13 protein-coding genes and 1 pseudogene are annotated in these 15,142 nt (G+C 63.8%); 8 read left to right on the top strand and 6 right to left on the bottom strand.

The annotated features are described in order from the left end of the window. Positions 1-16 precede the first annotated feature (16 nt). Positions 17-1,111, top strand: a complete 1,095-nt coding sequence (locus OKW26_RS26400) for a BMP family ABC transporter substrate-binding protein (RefSeq protein ID WP_429355686.1) — start codon at positions 17-19, stop codon at positions 1,109-1,111. Between the two features lie 109 nt (positions 1,112-1,220). Here OKW26_RS26400 and OKW26_RS26395 read toward each other — a convergent pair whose 3' ends face one another. Beyond that, on the bottom strand, positions 1,221-1,430 hold the full coding sequence (locus OKW26_RS26395) for a dodecin (protein WP_018435559.1): 210 nt from the start codon (positions 1,428-1,430) through the stop codon (positions 1,221-1,223). Positions 1,431-1,697: 267 nt separating this feature from the next. On the opposite strand from OKW26_RS26395, the pseudogene OKW26_RS26390 reads away from it, so the two are divergent. Both OKW26_RS26390 and OKW26_RS26385 read left to right on the top strand, forming a co-directional pair. Next, positions 1,698-1,869, top strand: a pseudogene (locus tag OKW26_RS26390) (NAD(P)-binding domain-containing protein); the annotation flags it as partial. 285 nt (positions 1,870-2,154) lie between these two features. Continuing rightward, positions 2,155-3,747: an ABC-F family ATPase gene (locus OKW26_RS26385; protein ID WP_090800503.1), complete on the top strand. Its 1,593-nt coding sequence runs from the start codon at positions 2,155-2,157 to the stop codon at positions 3,745-3,747. A 154-nt stretch (positions 3,748-3,901) separates the two neighbouring features. Here the strand turns inward: OKW26_RS26385 and OKW26_RS26380 are convergent, their stop codons facing one another. The 3 genes from OKW26_RS26380 to OKW26_RS26370 form a co-directional block, all read right to left on the bottom strand. Then, the gene (locus OKW26_RS26380; protein ID WP_260320944.1) at positions 3,902-4,834 is read right to left on the bottom strand and encodes a uracil-DNA glycosylase; all 933 of its coding nucleotides are present in this window, start codon (positions 4,832-4,834) and stop codon (positions 3,902-3,904) included. A gap of 110 nt (positions 4,835-4,944) precedes the next feature. Further along, entirely contained in the window at positions 4,945-5,148 is a 204-nt protein-coding gene (locus OKW26_RS26375) for a DUF1289 domain-containing protein (RefSeq protein WP_090800501.1), read from the bottom strand. Between the two features lie 123 nt (positions 5,149-5,271). Then, positions 5,272-6,573, bottom strand: coding sequence for an Nramp family divalent metal transporter (locus tag OKW26_RS26370; RefSeq protein ID WP_184056796.1), 1,302 nt, complete (start codon positions 6,571-6,573; stop codon positions 5,272-5,274). Between the two features lie 534 nt (positions 6,574-7,107). On the opposite strand from OKW26_RS26370, the gene OKW26_RS26365 reads away from it, so the two are divergent. The 4 genes from OKW26_RS26365 to OKW26_RS26350 all read left to right on the top strand — a co-directional run bounded on the left by OKW26_RS26365 (position 7,108) and on the right by OKW26_RS26350 (position 11,209). Then, a complete protein-coding gene (locus tag OKW26_RS26365; protein WP_429355685.1) occupies positions 7,108-8,208 on the top strand; it encodes a polyamine ABC transporter substrate-binding protein in 1,101 nt (366 codons plus the stop codon). Between the two features lie 90 nt (positions 8,209-8,298). Then, on the top strand, positions 8,299-9,465 hold the full coding sequence (locus tag OKW26_RS26360) for an ABC transporter ATP-binding protein (protein ID WP_184022680.1): 1,167 nt from the start codon (positions 8,299-8,301) through the stop codon (positions 9,463-9,465). Continuing rightward, positions 9,462-10,394: an ABC transporter permease subunit gene (locus OKW26_RS26355; protein WP_184056787.1), complete on the top strand. Its 933-nt coding sequence runs from the start codon at positions 9,462-9,464 to the stop codon at positions 10,392-10,394. The genes OKW26_RS26360 and OKW26_RS26355 overlap by 4 nt, the downstream gene beginning before the upstream one ends. Next, a complete protein-coding gene (locus OKW26_RS26350; RefSeq protein ID WP_184056784.1) occupies positions 10,391-11,209 on the top strand; it encodes an ABC transporter permease subunit in 819 nt (272 codons plus the stop codon). The genes OKW26_RS26355 and OKW26_RS26350 overlap by 4 nt, the downstream gene beginning before the upstream one ends. Before the next feature lie 247 nt (positions 11,210-11,456). Here the strand turns inward: OKW26_RS26350 and OKW26_RS26345 are convergent, their stop codons facing one another. Then, complete coding sequence (locus OKW26_RS26345) at positions 11,457-12,947, bottom strand: flavin-containing monooxygenase (protein WP_429355684.1); 1,491 nt, start codon at positions 12,945-12,947, stop codon at positions 11,457-11,459. 211 nt (positions 12,948-13,158) lie between these two features. Here OKW26_RS26345 and OKW26_RS26340 point away from each other — a divergent pair, with 211 nt between their 5' ends. After that, on the top strand, positions 13,159-13,827 hold the full coding sequence (locus OKW26_RS26340) for a TetR family transcriptional regulator (RefSeq protein ID WP_429355683.1): 669 nt from the start codon (positions 13,159-13,161) through the stop codon (positions 13,825-13,827). Positions 13,828-13,920: 93 nt separating this feature from the next. Here the strand turns inward: OKW26_RS26340 and OKW26_RS26335 are convergent, their stop codons facing one another. Further along, positions 13,921-15,105: a tetratricopeptide repeat protein gene (locus tag OKW26_RS26335; RefSeq protein ID WP_429355682.1), complete on the bottom strand. Its 1,185-nt coding sequence runs from the start codon at positions 15,103-15,105 to the stop codon at positions 13,921-13,923. Positions 15,106-15,142 lie beyond the last annotated feature (37 nt).

Here is a 15,142-nt window from a genome sequence, read left to right as displayed (position 1 = left end):
CGACAGGGGAGAAAACATGAAGAGAAGAAATCTGCTGACCGCTTTCGCTTGGGGTGCGGCGTCGCTGGCGCTTGCGGCGCCGCTCGCGCAAACCGCGCAGGCCGCTGACGTGCCGGGCGTCGCGTTCGTCTATCTCGGCAATCCGGGCGATGCCGGCTGGACCTTCGCGCACGATCAGGGCTCGCGGGAAGCCGAAGCGAAGTTCGGCAACAGGATCAAGATCACGCGCGTCGAGAACGTGCCGGAATCGGCCGACTCCGAGCGCGTGTTCCGCGATCTCGCGAACAAGGGCAACAAGATCATCTTCGGCACGAGCTTTGGCTACCAGGACTTCGAGCTGAAGGTCGCGAAGGACTTCCCGGACACCATCTTCCTGCACGCGACCGGCTACAAGAAGGCGCCGAACTTCGGCACCTACGACGTGCGCATGTATCAGGGCGCGTACCTGGCCGGCGTCGCCGCGGGCTACGTGACGAAGAGCAACACGCTCGGCTTCGTCGCGTCGGTGCCGATTCCGGAAGTGGTGCGCAACATCAACGCGTTCACGCTCGGCGCGCGCTCGGTGAATCCGAAGGTGCATACGAAGGTGATCTGGATCAACAGCTGGTTCGATCCGGGCAAGGAAAAGCAGGCCGCCGAAACGCTGATCGGCCAGGGCGCCGACGTGCTGCTGCAGAACACCGATTCGAGCGCGACGCTCGCGACCGCGTCGGAGAAGCACGTGCACGCGTTCGGCTGGGATTCGGACATGAAGAAGTTCGGTCCTGACGCGCATCTCGGCTCGGTGGTCGCGCACTGGGGCGTGTACTACAGCGCGGTGATCCAGCAGGTGCTCGACGGCAAGTGGACGAACGCTCCGGTGTGGTGGGGCATTCCGCAGAAGGCCGTCAACCTCGAGGACCTGAACACGTCGGCGATTCCGCCCGATGGGCAGAAGCAGGTTGCCGCGAAGCGCGACGAACTCGCGAGCGGCAAGCGCGACGTGTTCACGGGCCCGATCAAGGATCAGTCGGGCACGGTGAAGGTGCCTGAAGGCAAGACGCTGACCGATCCGGAACTGCAGCGCCTGAACTGGTACGTGGAGGGTGTCGACGGGTCGCTGCCGAAGTAAATCGGGCGGTCCGTTGTTGAAAAAAAGCTGCGTCCAGCCCCGCCTGGACGCAGCTTTTCTGTTTGCGGCTTGCGCGTGGCAAGGGGCAAGCGTGTCGTGCGGTCGCCGCTCAGTCCTCGATGCGCAGGCCGACCTTCAGCGTTACCTGCCAGTACGCGACCTTGCCGTTCTCGATCTGGCCGCGCGTTTCCGTGACCTCGAACCAGTGCAGATTGCGCAGCGTTTCCGACGCTTTGGCAATCGCGGTGGTGATCGCGTCGTCGATCGATTTCTTCGACGAACCGGTCAGTTCGATCTTCTTGTAAACGTGTTCTGACATGAGTTCCTCCTTGGTGTGCGCCGCTGGTCAGTAAAACGCTGCTCGGAAACGTGCATGGAAAAAAGTATAGGCAACGGTTCGCGCAGTTCGACGGACAGATGCGTCCTCGCCACTGCAATCGCCTGCGCGGCGGACCAGACGTCGCCGCTCGAACCATCGATACTGCACATCGCATGCCCGGTATCGCGCGACTTCAGCGCGGGGCGCGGTCGCTATCATCTGTACGCAACATAAGCCATTCAATCTGATAACCGACGAGATTCGAACGTGGAAACTGGTTTTTGCGGCCCCGGCGCTGATGGGCGCGCCGATGATCCGGCGCCTGCTGCGCGCGGGTCATAGCGTGCATGTGTGGAACCGCACGCGAGCCAAGGCCGAGGCCTTGCGAGCCGAGGGCGCACACGTCATCGATACGCCGCGCGCGCTGGCGCGGCGGGTGGCGGATTTCGGCGAGGCGGGCGGGGGGCGGACGGCGCGGCGGGGGAGCGCCTACGAGACAGGCACGCCGATGCCGGTCGCGTCGACGGTCCAGCAATTGCTGCGACTGGGTGCCGCGATGGGGCTCGCCGACGCGGATTTTTCGGCCTTCATCGACATTCTGCAGACGCCGCGCGGCGGCTCGAACGGGTGACGCGGGCCGCGCCGGACCAACTGTCCGGTTGAAATCTCTAAACCTGCTAAAATATTGGGTTTTTCGCCGATATCACATTCAAAGGGACGCGCTGTGCTGTCTACTGCCAATATCACCATGCAATTCGGGCCGAAGCCCCTCTTCGAGAACATTTCGGTCAAATTTGGGGGAGGGAATCGCTATGGCCTGATCGGTGCGAACGGCTGCGGTAAATCCACCTTCATGAAGATTCTCGGTTCGGATCTCGAACCCAGCTCGGGCAACGTGATGCTCGAGCCGAACGTGCGTCTGGGCAAGCTGCGCCAGGACCAGTTCGCGTACGAAGACGTGCGCGTGCTCGACGTCGTGATGATGGGCCACGCCGAAATGTGGGCCGCGATGACCGAGCGCGACGCGATCTACGCGAACCCCGACGCGACCGACGACGACTACATGCACGCGGCCGAACTCGAAGCGAAGTTCGCCGAGTACGACGGCTACACGGCCGAAGCGCGCGCGGGCGAGTTGCTGCTCGGCATCGGCATCGCGATCGAAGACCACAACGGCCCGATGAGCAACGTGGCGCCCGGCTGGAAGCTGCGCGTGCTGCTCGCGCAGGCGCTGTTCTCGAAGCCGGACGTGCTGCTGCTGGATGAGCCGACCAACAACCTCGACATCAACTCGATCCGTTGGCTGGAAGATGTTCTCAACCAGTACAACTCGACGATGATCATCATCTCGCACGACCGGCACTTCCTGAACCAGGTCTGCACGCACATGGCCGACATGGACTACGGCACGCTGAAGGTCTATCCGGGCAACTACGACGACTACATGCTCGCCAGCACGCAGGCGCGCGAGCGTCAGCAGGCCGCCAACGCGAAGGCGAAGGAGCGCGTGGCCGATCTGCAGGACTTCGTGCGCCGCTTCTCGGCGAACAAGTCGAAGGCGCGCCAGGCCACCAGCCGTCTGAAGATGATCGACAAGATCAAGATCGAGGAATTCAAGCCGTCGTCGCGGCAGAACCCGTTCATCCGCTTCGAGTTCGAGAAGAAGCTGCACAACATCGCGGTGGTCGCCGACAGTATCTCCAAGAAATACGAGCGCTCGATCTTCAATAACTTCAGCATCAGCGTGCAGCCGGGCGAGCGCATCGCGATCATCGGCGAGAACGGTGCGGGCAAGACCACGCTGCTGCGCTCGTTGCTCGGCAATCTGCAACTCGACCACGGCACGGTGAAGTGGGCGGAAAACGCCAACGTCGGCTACATGCCGCAAGACACGTACGAAGAGTTTCCGGGCGACGTCACGCTGATGGACTGGATCGACCAGTACCGCAAGGAAGGCGACGACGAGCAGATGGTGCGCGGCACGCTCGGCCGGCTGCTGTTCAATGCGGACGACATCCGCAAGTCGGTCAAGGTGCTGTCGGGCGGCGAGAAGGGCCGCATGATCTGGGGCAAGCTGATGCTGGGCCGCCACAACGTGCTGCTGATGGACGAGCCGACCAACCACATGGATATGGAGTCGATCGAGTCGCTGCAGATCGCGCTCGACAAGTTCGACGGCACGCTGATTTTCGTGTCGCACGACCGCGAGTTCGTGAGCGGCCTCGCGAACCGGATCATCGAAGTGAAGACCAATGGCACGCTGAACGACTTCGGTGGCAACTATGAGGACTTCCTGACGAGTCAGGGCGTGCAATAAGCGCCTGGTTGCTGGTCTTCAGCTATTCGCAAAGGCCCACGCTGGCAGTTTGCCGGCGTGGGCCTTTTTTGCTTTTGGTGGCTAGCCGGCGCCCCAGGCGAACATGCGTTCACAGTGAAGACCGCTCAATGATTCGATCGCGACAAGCACCGGACTAATGCCGGCTCGACGCAAGCCGTCGAATCACCTCATCCAGCTTGGCCATATGGCGAACCTTTCCTTGAAGCGCCTCGCTTGCAGGCTTCGCCGCTCTCGCCGTAGGGTGCCGCACGAGTTCGTGTAGAGGCCGCATTGGGTGACTGAGCAACGCGCTTTCCGCTTCCCGCCCAAGCGCAACGAACCGTACGGTTCGAGGGAACAGGCTGATGAAGTCGGCCAGAATCTGGCCCGTCGCATGTAGCTCGTGATTCGTTGGGCGGCGATTGCTCTGGGCATCTTCGTCCGCGAACGGATGAAACGGGAACGCATTCCATAGCGCAAACTCAGTCGGTCCGAATCCATTGGCAAGCATCGTCTGCCAGACGACCGAGGCGGTTCTCTCATAGACCCCGTAGTCGCGGTCCGTCATTCGAGACAGCGCATCACGGCAACTGGTGCGGGCTGCCGGGCCAGGGAGGTAGTCCGGTAGTGGGCTGTGGTCCGATCCCGTGGCGAAGCTGTTGAGCTTCGTATCGTTGCCAAGCAGAATCCGCTCGGAGGTCATCGCGATGCCTGTGAAACGCCCGCCGCGGCAGCTCAGCGCCTCCGCAATCAGGATGATCTCGACACTCCTTTGGCGGGCTTGCAGGTAGGCCGCAAGTTGTTGCTGGCGAATCCGCGGCGCGTTGATGCCGGGCTGATCGCGCTCGTCGGTCTCGGACCATGGATTGAACACGTTCGCCATGCGGCGCCATTCTGCGAGGCACTGAACGAAGTCCTTGGCGGTGGTCATGTAGCCGAAGTTTTGCGAGGCGTTTTCAGGTTCAGTTGCGTCGGGATCTGAAGCGTCTATGGCCGCGAGCCGGCTCTGTCCAACGTATAGCACGTTGCGTAACGCGACCCTCGGTCGCAGCCCGACAATTGATCCGCTGATCGTCGGCGTCGGCATGCGCTTCTGATGCTCGCATCAGAAAACGTGGGCCATAAAAAATGCCGGGAGGTCCCGGCATGTTTTATGGCCGCAACCGGCATCAACGCTCAAGCGCGCAACGAACACCCTCACACCTTGTCGTTCTGAAACCGCATCGCCGTGCCTTCCCGTTCGATCCGAGTCCAGATCGCGCGCTTTTCCTCGTCGCTGAGGAACACCCAGTTCGACACTTCGGTGGCGGTGCGGCCGCAGCCTTTACAGACCTCGTCGAAGAGCGTGGAGCAGACGCCGATGCACGGGCTGTCGGGAAGATCGTGGAGATTCGAAGTCATCGGAAACCTTGAGGCGGGGAGGCGAAGTCCCGCTATGTTAACCGATGCGCGCCGTGCGCCTTGCATGCGCCGCTCAGCGTCGTGCGAACTTCATGTCAATTGCGCTGACCTTTGCGTCTGCGATCACGCCGAAGTCGCCAGTTGCCACATCAGCGCGCCATTGAGCGCAATGATGAACGCCGCCGACAGCCATGACAGCACGAGCGGCACGCCGTGCACGCGCCAGCCGCGCATCAGCGCCGCATCGGACGCGCAGCGGATCAGCGGCACGACCGCGAGCGGCAATTGCAAGCTCAGCACGACCTGGCTCGCGACCAGCAACTGATTCGAGCCATGCTGACCGAACACGCCCACCGCGAGCAGGGCCGGCCCGATCGCGAGCGCACGCGTGAGCAGCGCGCGTTTCCAGCGCGGTAACCGCAGCCGCAGGAAGCCCTCCATCACCGTCTGACCGGCCAGCGTGCCGGTGACGGTCGCGCTGAGTCCGCACGCGAGCAGCGCCGTCGCGAACAGGATGCCGGCCCAGCGGCTGCCGACGAGCGGCGCGATCAGCCGATGCGCATCGGCCAGATCGGTCACGTCGCGATGACCGCTGGCATAGAACACGGCCGCCGCGACGATCAGCAGCGCCGCGTTGATCACGAACGCGAACGCAAGCGAGCCGAAAGTATCGAGATTGACGACGTGCAGCGCGGCCTTGATCTGCGCGTCGCTGCTGTCGGGCGCGTGATGCTTGACGAGCGCCGAATGCAGATACAGGTTGTGCGGCATGACCGTCGCGCCGACGATGCCGGCCGCTAGCCACAGCATGCCCGCGCTTCTGATCAGCTCCAGGCTCGGCACGGTGCCGGCCAGCGCCGCGTGCCAGTCGGGCCGCGCGAGCGCGAGCTGCACGACGAAGCACAGGCCGACGAAGCCGATCAGCGCGGCGATCACCGCCTCCAGCCTGCGGCCGCCTTTCTGCTGGAGCGCGAGCAGCGCGAAGGTGCAGACCGCCGACATCAGCACGCCGACCGTCAGCGACACGCCGAGCAGCAGTTGCAGCGCGACCGCGCTGCCGACCACCTCGGCGACATCGCAGGCGATGATCGCGACCTCGCTCGTCAGCCACAGGAACAGCGTCGCGCGCCGGCCATTGCGCTCGCGGCACAATTGCGCGAGGTCGCGCCCGGTCACGACGCCGAGGCGCGACGACAGCCATTGCATCAGCATCCCCATCAGGCTCGACAGCAGCACGATGCCGAGCAGGCGGTAGCCGTAGCCCGCGCCGGCGCCGAGCGCGGTCGCCCAGTTGCCGGGATCGATATAGCCGACCGCGATCAGCGCGCCGGCGCCGAGGAACGAGAACCAGTGCGCGGGACGCATCGGCTCGCCCGGCAGGCGCCGGCGCCGGTTGGGACGCATCGCGAAAGGATTGGTGTTCATCGTGCCAGAGCTTGTGGGAAACGCATCCTGTTGCAAGTCACATGCCCATCGCACGCGCGCAGCGGCTGGCCGGCCATCGCGCGACGACGTCGCGCAATACGCATCAAAAGATCATGATAGGAGCATTCGAGCCGTCGTGGCGGCGCCGCGGCGCATGAAAGGCGCGCCGGACGCCGACGCGGCTCTGCGCCGGCAAGCACCGTCCGGCACTCGCGCGCGCCAGAGCGGCGCACCGCCCAGGTGCGAGCCAACGCCGAGCTGACAACCAGATAACAGCGACTCGACGAAACCCTCGCAGCCTGTGCCCAGCGCGGATAAAGCGCGGCCGACGACCGCGTATTTTTCGGTAGACACGGGCCGATAACCCGTTAAAATTGCGCCCATTTTGCAAGGGTGCGGCCAGAGCCTGTACCGTTTGCGCGACAGCTCCGGGTTTTTTTTTGTGCGGGCAATAATTGGTGGTAGTTTTCGGGGTTTTCAGGGGACCGTGCGGGCGACGGCGCGGCTTGAGTGACGAGAGGATCGGAGAACGGGATGAACAAGCGGATAGTGGGGCATATGGCGGCGCTGATCTTGTGCGCGGCGCCGTGGTTGACGGCCGCTGCGAAGGATACGCAGCTCAACGTGTATAACTGGTCCGACTACATCGCGAAGGACACGATACCGAACTTCACCAAACAGACCGGCATCCAGGTCAAGTACGACAACTACGACAGCGACGACACGCTGCAGGCGAAGCTGCTCACCGGTCACTCGGGCTACGACATCGTCGTGCCGACCAGCAACTACGCGGGCAAGCAGATCGCCGCGGGCATCTTCGAGCCGCTCGACAAATCGAAGCTGCCGAACCTGAAGTACCTCGACCCGTCGCTGATGGCGCTCGTCGCCGGCGCCGATCCAGGCAACAAGTACGTGGTGCCCTGGGCGTACGGCACGACCGGCCTCGGCTACAACGTGACGAAGGTCCAGCAGATCCTCGGCAAGGACGCGCCGCTCGATAGCTGGGACATCCTGTTCAAGCCGGAATACATCTCGAAGCTGAAGGCCTGCGGCGTGTCGGTGCTCGACGCGCCGGACCAGATGTTCGCAGCTGCGCTGCACTACATAGGCAAAGACCCGATGAGCACGAACCCGGCCGACTACCGCGCCGCGCTCGCGATGCTGAAAAAGATCCGCCCGTACATCACGCAGTTCAACTCGTCGGGCTACATCAACGATCTCGTCGGCGGCGACATCTGCTTCGCGTACGGCTGGTCGGGCGACGTCGTGATCGCCAAGCATCGCGCGATCGAGGCGAAGAAGCCGTATAAGATCGAGTACTTCGTGCCGAAGGGCGGCGCGCCGGTGTGGTTCGACGTGATGGCGATTCCGAAGGACGCGAAGCACAAGGAAGCCGCGCTCGAGTGGATCAACTACATCGAGACGCCGCAGGTGCACGCCGCGATCACCAACGCCGTGTACTACCCGAGCGTCAATATGGAAGCGCGCAAGTACGTGGACAAGGACGTCGCGAACGATCCGGCCGTGTACCCGTCGCCGGAAACCATCAAGACGCTGTTCCTGTTGAAACCGCTGCCGCAGGAAATCCAGCGGCTGCAAACGCGGCTGTGGACCGAGTTCAAGTCCGGCCGCTAAGCGCGACAACAAACAGATAAGCAGCCTATGAAGCCCTCGGTGTTCACCGGGGGCTTTGTTCGTCAAACGCCGGAGTGAAGCAGCATTATGATGAGTAGTGACCAGCCGGGCGCGCTGGCCGGGACGGCGGTGCCGTCGACGGGCTCGAACGCCGTGACGGGAGACGCAGCGGAGCAGTTCATCCAGATCGTCGATGTCGTGAAGAAGTTCGGCGAGACCGTCGCGGTCAAAGGGGTCAATCTGACGGTGAAGAAGGGCGAGCTGTTCGCGCTGCTCGGCAGCTCGGGCTGCGGCAAGTCGACCCTCCTGCGCATGATGGCCGGGCTCGAAACCGTGACGTCGGGCAAGATCCTGATCGATGGCGAAGATCTCGCGCAACTGCCGCCGTATCGCCGGCCGGTCAACATGATGTTCCAGTCGTACGCGCTCTTTCCGCACATGACTGTCGAGGCGAACGTGGCGTTCGGTCTCAAGCAGGAAGGCGTGCCGAAGGCCGAGCTGAAAGATCGCCTGCACAACGCGCTCGAACTCGTGCAGATGGGCCGCTTCGCGAAGCGCAAGCCGCATCAGCTGTCGGGCGGGCAGCAGCAGCGCGTTGCGCTCGCGCGCTCGCTCGTCAAGCGGCCGAAGCTGCTGCTGCTCGACGAGCCGATGTCGGCGCTCGACAAGCAGATCCGCCAGCGCACGCAGATCGAGCTCGTCAACATTCTCGACCAGGTCGGCGTCACCTGCATGATGGTCACGCACGATCAGGAGGAAGCGATGACGATGGCCAACCGCCTCGCCGTGATGAGCGAAGGCCAGATCGTGCAGCTCGGCACGCCGCATGAAGTCTACGAGTACCCGAACAGCCGTTTCTCGGCGGAATTCATCGGCTCGACCAATCTGTTCGAAGGCCGCACGGTCGAGGACGAGCCCGATCACGTGTTCATCGAAACGCCGGATCTGACGTGCCATTTGCACGTCAATCACGGCATCACCGGTCCGCTCGGCATGCCGGTGACGATCTCGGTGCGCCCCGAACGCATCGCCCTCACGCGTAAGCCGCCGGAGGGCGCCTACAACTGGGGCAGGGGCGTCGTCACGAATATCGCGTACATGGGCGGCTATTCGCTGTATCACGTGAAGCTCGACGGCGGCAAGACCGTGATCGCGAACGTGACGAGCCTGGCGCTCACTGAAATCGATCCGCCATCCTGGGGCGACGAAGTCTACGTGCGCTGGAGCGCATCGGCCGGCGTGGTGCTGACGTCATGAAAGAGGCGCTTTCGTCGTTTTTCGCGTGGCCCGTGCGGCGTCTGAAGTTCAGGGGACGCACCGCGGTGGTGGCGGGGCCGTTCATCTGGCTGCTGCTGTTCTTCCTCGTGCCGTTCCTGCTGGTCGTGAAGATCAGCTTCGCCGATTCGCAGCTCGGCATTCCGCCGTACACGCAGCTCGTCACCTTCGCGGAAGGCGCGCTGCACATCACGCTCGATCTGTCGCACTACGCGTTTCTGTTGACCGACAGCCTGTACTTCGCGACCTATGTGAATTCGGTCGTGGTCGCGGCGATTTCGACCGTGCTGTGTCTGCTGATCGGCTATCCGATGGCGTACTACATCGCGCGCTCCAATCCGGCCACCCGCAACCTGCTGATGATGGCCGTGATGCTGCCATTCTGGACCTCGTTCCTGATCCGCGTGTACGCATGGATCGGCATTCTGAAGAACAACGGGCTGCTGAATAACTTCCTGATGTCGGTCGGCCTGATCCATTCGCCGATCGAGCTGTATCACACGAACACGGCGGTCTATATCGGCATGGTCTATTCGTACCTGCCGTTTCTCGTGATGCCGCTGTACGCGCATCTCGTGAAAATGGACCTGACCTTGCTGGAAGCCGCCTACGACCTCGGCGCGAAGCCGTGGAAGGCGTTCTGGCAGATCACGCTGCCGCTGTCGAAGAACGGCATCATCGCCGGCTGTCTGCTGGTGTTCATTCCGGCGGTCGGCGAGTACGTGATTCCCGAGTTGCTCGGCGGCGCGAACACGCTGATGATCGGCCGCGTGATGTGGAATGAGTTCTTCGACAACGCCGACTGGCCGATGGCGTCCGCCGTCACATGCGCGATGGTGCTGCTGCTGCTGGTGCCAATGGCGCTGTTCCAGCATGCCCAGGCGAAGGCATTGGAGGAGGGCCGCCAATGAAGCCGAATCGCATGCTGCAGCTGATCGCTCTGGGCATCGGCTTTCTGTTTCTGTATATCCCGATCGTCAGCCTCGTCGTGTATTCGTTCAACGAATCGCAACTGATGACGGTGTGGACGCGCTTCTCGACGCGCTGGTACGCGGCGCTGTTGCAGGACGGCGAGCTGATCACGTCGGCGTGGCTGTCGCTGCGTATCGGCCTGCTCACGGCGTTCGCGTCGGTGATCATCGGCACGTGGGCCGGCTTCGTGCTCGCGCGCATGGGGCGCTTTCGCGGCTTCACGCTGTACACCGGCATGATCAACGCGCCGCTGGTGATCCCCGAAGTGATTCAGGGTATCTCGCTATTGCTGCTGTTCATCGAAATGGCGCGCTGGATCGGCTGGCCGGCCGAACGCGGCATCTTCACGATCTGGATCGGTCACGTGATGCTGTGTATTTCGTACGTCGCGATCATCGTGCAATCGCGCGTGCGCGAACTGCATCCGTCGCTCGAGGAAGCCGCGCTCGACCTCGGCGCGACACCGCTGCGCGTGTTCTTCTTCGTCACGCTGCCGCTGATCTCACAGGCGCTGGTGTCGGGCTGGCTGCTGTCGTTCACGCTGTCGATCGACGACGTGGTGCTGTCCGCGTTCCTGTCGGGTCCCGGCTCGACGACCTTGCCGCTCGTCGTGTTCTCGCGCGTGCGACTTGGTCTGAATCCGGAGATGAATGCGCTCGCGACGCTGTTCATCGCGGTCGTCACGGTCGGCGTCGTCGCGGCGAACTTCTTCATGCAGCGCGCGGAGCGCAGGCGGGCCGTGATGGCGGTTTGAGCTTGCGCGACGCGCGGGCATCGCGCGCGACGCGTGATCGAACTGGAAATCGCGGCCCTCACTTCTTCTGACGATAGCGATGATCGAGTCCCTTCTGCGCGTGCTGGACTGGCAGCCGCTCTATCGGCTGTGGGAACTGATCGTGATCATCGCGAAGTTCCTGTGGGAGCTGTTGCAGTTGCTGAGCGGTGGCGGGTAACGAATGCGCCGGCCCATGCCCGCGGCGCCGGACTGCCATTGTGCGGACTCAACGCGCGAAGCGGTAATCCTGCGGCCGCACGCGGCGCGTACGCTTGCGAAAGCTGAACGTGAAGCCGGGCCAGATCGCGGTGACTTTGCCGCTCTGCGTTTGATACCAGCTGTGGCAGCCGCTAGTCCACACCGCGTGCCGCATCTCCTGTTGCAAACGCGCGTTGAAATCGCGCTGCACGTCGGCGCGCAAGGTCATCGTGCGCGCATTCTGTTTGCGCAGCACGCGCAGGCAATCGCCGATATATCGCAGTTGCGACTCGATCATGTAGATCATCGAGTTATGGCCGAGCCCGGTGTTCGGGCCGACGATCATGAAGAAGTTCGGGAAGTTCGCGATGCTCGTGCCGAGATAGGCCTCGGGGCCATCGCGCAGCCATAGCGTGCTGAGGTCGGTGCCGTCGAGGCCGGTCACTTCGAACGGCGCGGGCACGTCGTTGACCTGGAAGCCGGTGCCGCAGATGATCGCGTCCGCGTGGTGGTGCACGCCGTCGTCGGTCACGATGCCATCCGCGACGATCTCGCGGATACCGCTCGTCACGACGTCGACGTTCGGCTGACAGACGGCCGGGTAATAGTCGCTCGACAGCAGCACGCGCTTGCAGCCGAGTCGGTAGTTCGGCGTGAGCTTCGCGCGCAGCGCCGGGTCCTTGACGCGTCGCTGCAGATAGCTGAGACCGAACTTCATCGGCATCTTCATCAGCTTCGGATTGACAACGAATGCGATCCCACGCGACTCGAGCTGCCAATAGATCGCGCTGCGAACGAAGCGCTGCGTGAACGGCAGCGTACGGAACAGCCATTGCGCGCGCAGGCCGATCGGCTTGTCGCGCTTCGGCATCACCCACGGCGCGGTGCGCTGGAACAGTGCCAGATGCGCGACGCGCGGCTGGATTTTCGGCACGAACTGGATCGCGCTCGCGCCGGTGCCGATTACCGCGACGCGTTTGCCGTCGAGCGGATAGGCGTGATCCCAGCGCGCCGAATGGAACAGCTTGCCCTCGAAACGTTCGATGCCGGCGATGCGCGGCAGCGCGGGACGCGACAGCGGACCGTTCGCGGCGATCAGCACGTCGGCCTCGACGATTTCGCGCGCGCCGTTCGTGTCGAGCTCGACGAGCCAGATCTGCCGCGCTTCGTCGAAGCGCGCGGCGCTCACTTTCGCATTGCAACGCACGTAGCGATCGACGCCGTACTTGCGCGCGCAGTGCTGCAGATACGCGAGAATTTCGGCCTGGCTGCTGAACGAGCGCGACCACGCCGGATTCGCCTCGAACGAGAACGAATAGAGATGCGAGGGGACATCGCAGGCCGCGCCGGGGTAGGTATTGTCACGCCACGTGCCGCCGATGCCGCTCGCGGCCTCATAGACCGTAAACGACGTGATGCCCATTTGCTGCAGACGGATGGCCATGCCGATGCCGGCAAAGCCACTGCCGACGATCGCAATGCGCAGCGCGGTGGATGAAGCGGAAGGGGCAGGCGTCACGGCGGTCTCCGGCACGGGCGAAAGCGGCGGGCGAAACGATAGCGGCTACGGCGCGCTGGACTCGCGCGGCGCGACGGGCAGGGGCGAAATCGCGCGTCTACAGCTGTCTACACACGGCTTAACGCGCAGGGTAGACAACTGTACACATCGCGTCAAGATCGTTTAGAGTGCAGCTATTAAACGCGCATACCGCGCGACGATTGAACGCACGATGACGACCGTCCCCGAAGCAGCGTCCGTCGCTGGCCCGCAGTTGCCGCCCGGCAAGCGCAAGCTGATCGAGGCCGCGCTGCGGTTGACCGCCGGCGGCCGCAGTTTCGCGAGCCTCGGCTTGCGCGAGCTCGCACGCGAGGCGGGGCTCAATCCGAACACGTTCTACCGCCATTTCAGCGCGCTCGACGAGCTTGCGCACGAAGCCGTCGCCTCGGTGAGCCGACGGCTTCGGCCGATGCTGCGGCGCGAGCGCTGGCTCGCCGCGCACAACGAACCGCACAGCGTGCCGCGGCGCGCGTGCGTCGCGTTTTTCGCGTTCGCGCTCGCGAACCGCGAGGCGTTCCTGAGCGCGCTGGCCGAATACCACGGCACGTCGCCGGCTTTGCGCGAAGCGGTGCGCGCGAACCTGCACGAGGTGTCGGCGGAGATGGCGGACGACGTCGTGCAGCTCGAATTGATGCCGCGACTCGCGCGCGAGACCGTCGACGAAGTCTGCACGCAGATCGTGCTGCAACTGTTTCATCTATCCGCTGAATACATCGATGCGAACGCCGCGCGCCGCGACGCATTGATCGATTACGCGGAACGTTTCATCGTGCGGCTGTTTGCGGGGGCGGTCGTGCTCGCGCAGCACGAGGGTAGCCAGGCGGAGTCGGCGCGGGCCTGACCTGAACGAAGGCGGTACACAAAACCGGCAGGCAAAAAACAGGCTCCGCGAAGGAGCCTGTCTTTTCATTCGACGCGGATCGATCGGGTTCGATCAGGTATCGGTCCAACCGCCGGAATCGTCGTTGCTGCCCATGTCGATGCCGCCGCTGCTGCCGTCATCGTTCCAGTCGTTCGAACCCTGACCGAAGTCGAGGCCGCCGCCGTTTCCGCCGTCGTTGCCGCGCCGGCGCAGTTCGTCGGGGTCGACGACCACGTCGCGCTCGACTACGCGGTCACGCCCATGACTGAGCGCCTCGCCAAGCAGCACGCCAGTCAGCAGACCGCCCATGCCGCCACCCATGCCACCGCCTTGCTGCACGATGACCTGCGGCTGCTGCTGATAGGGACCCTGTTGCGGATAAGGCGCTTGCGGGTTGCCGAAGCGCTCGGCCTCCTGCGCGTACGTCGATTGCTGAGCGCTGCCCACGGACGCGGCGGTCGGATCGGGCCGGCCGTCGGCGCGCGCGCGCAGGCTCGCGATGCGCTGCTCGAATTCATCGAGTGCATAGGGCGGCAGCGGATTCTTGCCGTTCGACAGCGTTTCGACGGCGCCGCGCAACTGTTCTTCGGTCGCTTCGACGTCTTTCTCGAGCAACTCGTGACCCGGCGCGGCGGACAGCTTCACGTCGAGCTTGATCGAACGCACCGTGTTGAGCATGTCGGTGGCGCGCTTCAATTGTGCGCGGCGGTCCTCGTCGGCGCGCGTGTCTTCCTGGCTGCGCGCGCGGCGCAAGGTCCAGCGCAGCACGAGCGCGATCACCGCGATCAGAACAATGATACCGATCCACATACCCACCCCCGGACCATGCCGTTGTTGCGCTTGCGACATCATCGCCGACTGTTGCTGCACAGCAGGCGCATTCTGCTGCGCGAACGGATTCGCGGCGTGACGGGTGACGTTGCCGCCCGCGCGTTCCGCGTCGCGGCGCAGGCGCGCTTCGGTTTGCGCGAAGCGGCTCGGGTCGGTGAAGCGGACCTGCGGATCGAGCGTCTTTGCCTGTTGGAGCTGCGCGAGCGCGTCGGCGGAACGGCCTTCGCGATCGAGCACCTGGGCGTACAGATAGTGCGCGTGCGCGCTGTTCGGATGCGCTTGCAACACTTCGGTGAGGCCGGCGTCGGCCTGCTGCCAGTTGCCCTGCGACATCGCCGATTCGATTTGCTGAGCGGTCGGCACCGCGAACGCCGCGGCCGACACGAGCAGCAGCGAAGCGAAGGCGGTTGCGAAAAGTTTTTTCATTTGCGGACCGGGCGGGGCGCGCCCGTCTCCATCAGTC

The sequence above is a fragment of the Paraburkholderia sp. 32 genome, assembly GCF_050435345.1.
Classification (GTDB): Bacteria; Pseudomonadota; Gammaproteobacteria; order Burkholderiales; family Burkholderiaceae; genus Paraburkholderia; species Paraburkholderia tuberum.
The sequence above is the reverse complement of the archived record's forward strand: the minus strand, read 5'-3'. Positions and strand labels throughout refer to the sequence as shown.

Coding starts and splice junctions, on each gene's coding strand:
- OKW26_RS26400 (WP_429355686.1), top strand. CDS start 17: ATGAAGAGAAGAAATCTGCTGACCGCTTTCGCTTGGGGTGCGGCGTCG.
- OKW26_RS26395 (WP_018435559.1), bottom strand. CDS start 1,430: ATGTCAGAACACGTTTACAAGAAGATCGAACTGACCGGTTCGTCGAAG.
- OKW26_RS26380 (WP_260320944.1), bottom strand. CDS start 4,834: ATGCCGACGCCGACGATCAGCGGATCAATTGTCGGGCTGCGACCGAGG.
- OKW26_RS26375 (WP_090800501.1), bottom strand. CDS start 5,148: ATGACTTCGAATCTCCACGATCTTCCCGACAGCCCGTGCATCGGCGTC.
- OKW26_RS26370 (WP_184056796.1), bottom strand. CDS start 6,573: ATGAACACCAATCCTTTCGCGATGCGTCCCAACCGGCGCCGGCGCCTG.
- OKW26_RS26365 (WP_429355685.1), top strand. CDS start 7,108: ATGAACAAGCGGATAGTGGGGCATATGGCGGCGCTGATCTTGTGCGCG.
- OKW26_RS26360 (WP_184022680.1), top strand. CDS start 8,299: ATGAGTAGTGACCAGCCGGGCGCGCTGGCCGGGACGGCGGTGCCGTCG.
- OKW26_RS26355 (WP_184056787.1), top strand. CDS start 9,462: ATGAAAGAGGCGCTTTCGTCGTTTTTCGCGTGGCCCGTGCGGCGTCTG.
- OKW26_RS26350 (WP_184056784.1), top strand. CDS start 10,391: ATGAAGCCGAATCGCATGCTGCAGCTGATCGCTCTGGGCATCGGCTTT.
- OKW26_RS26340 (WP_429355683.1), top strand. CDS start 13,159: ATGACGACCGTCCCCGAAGCAGCGTCCGTCGCTGGCCCGCAGTTGCCG.
- OKW26_RS26335 (WP_429355682.1), bottom strand. CDS start 15,105: ATGAAAAAACTTTTCGCAACCGCCTTCGCTTCGCTGCTGCTCGTGTCG.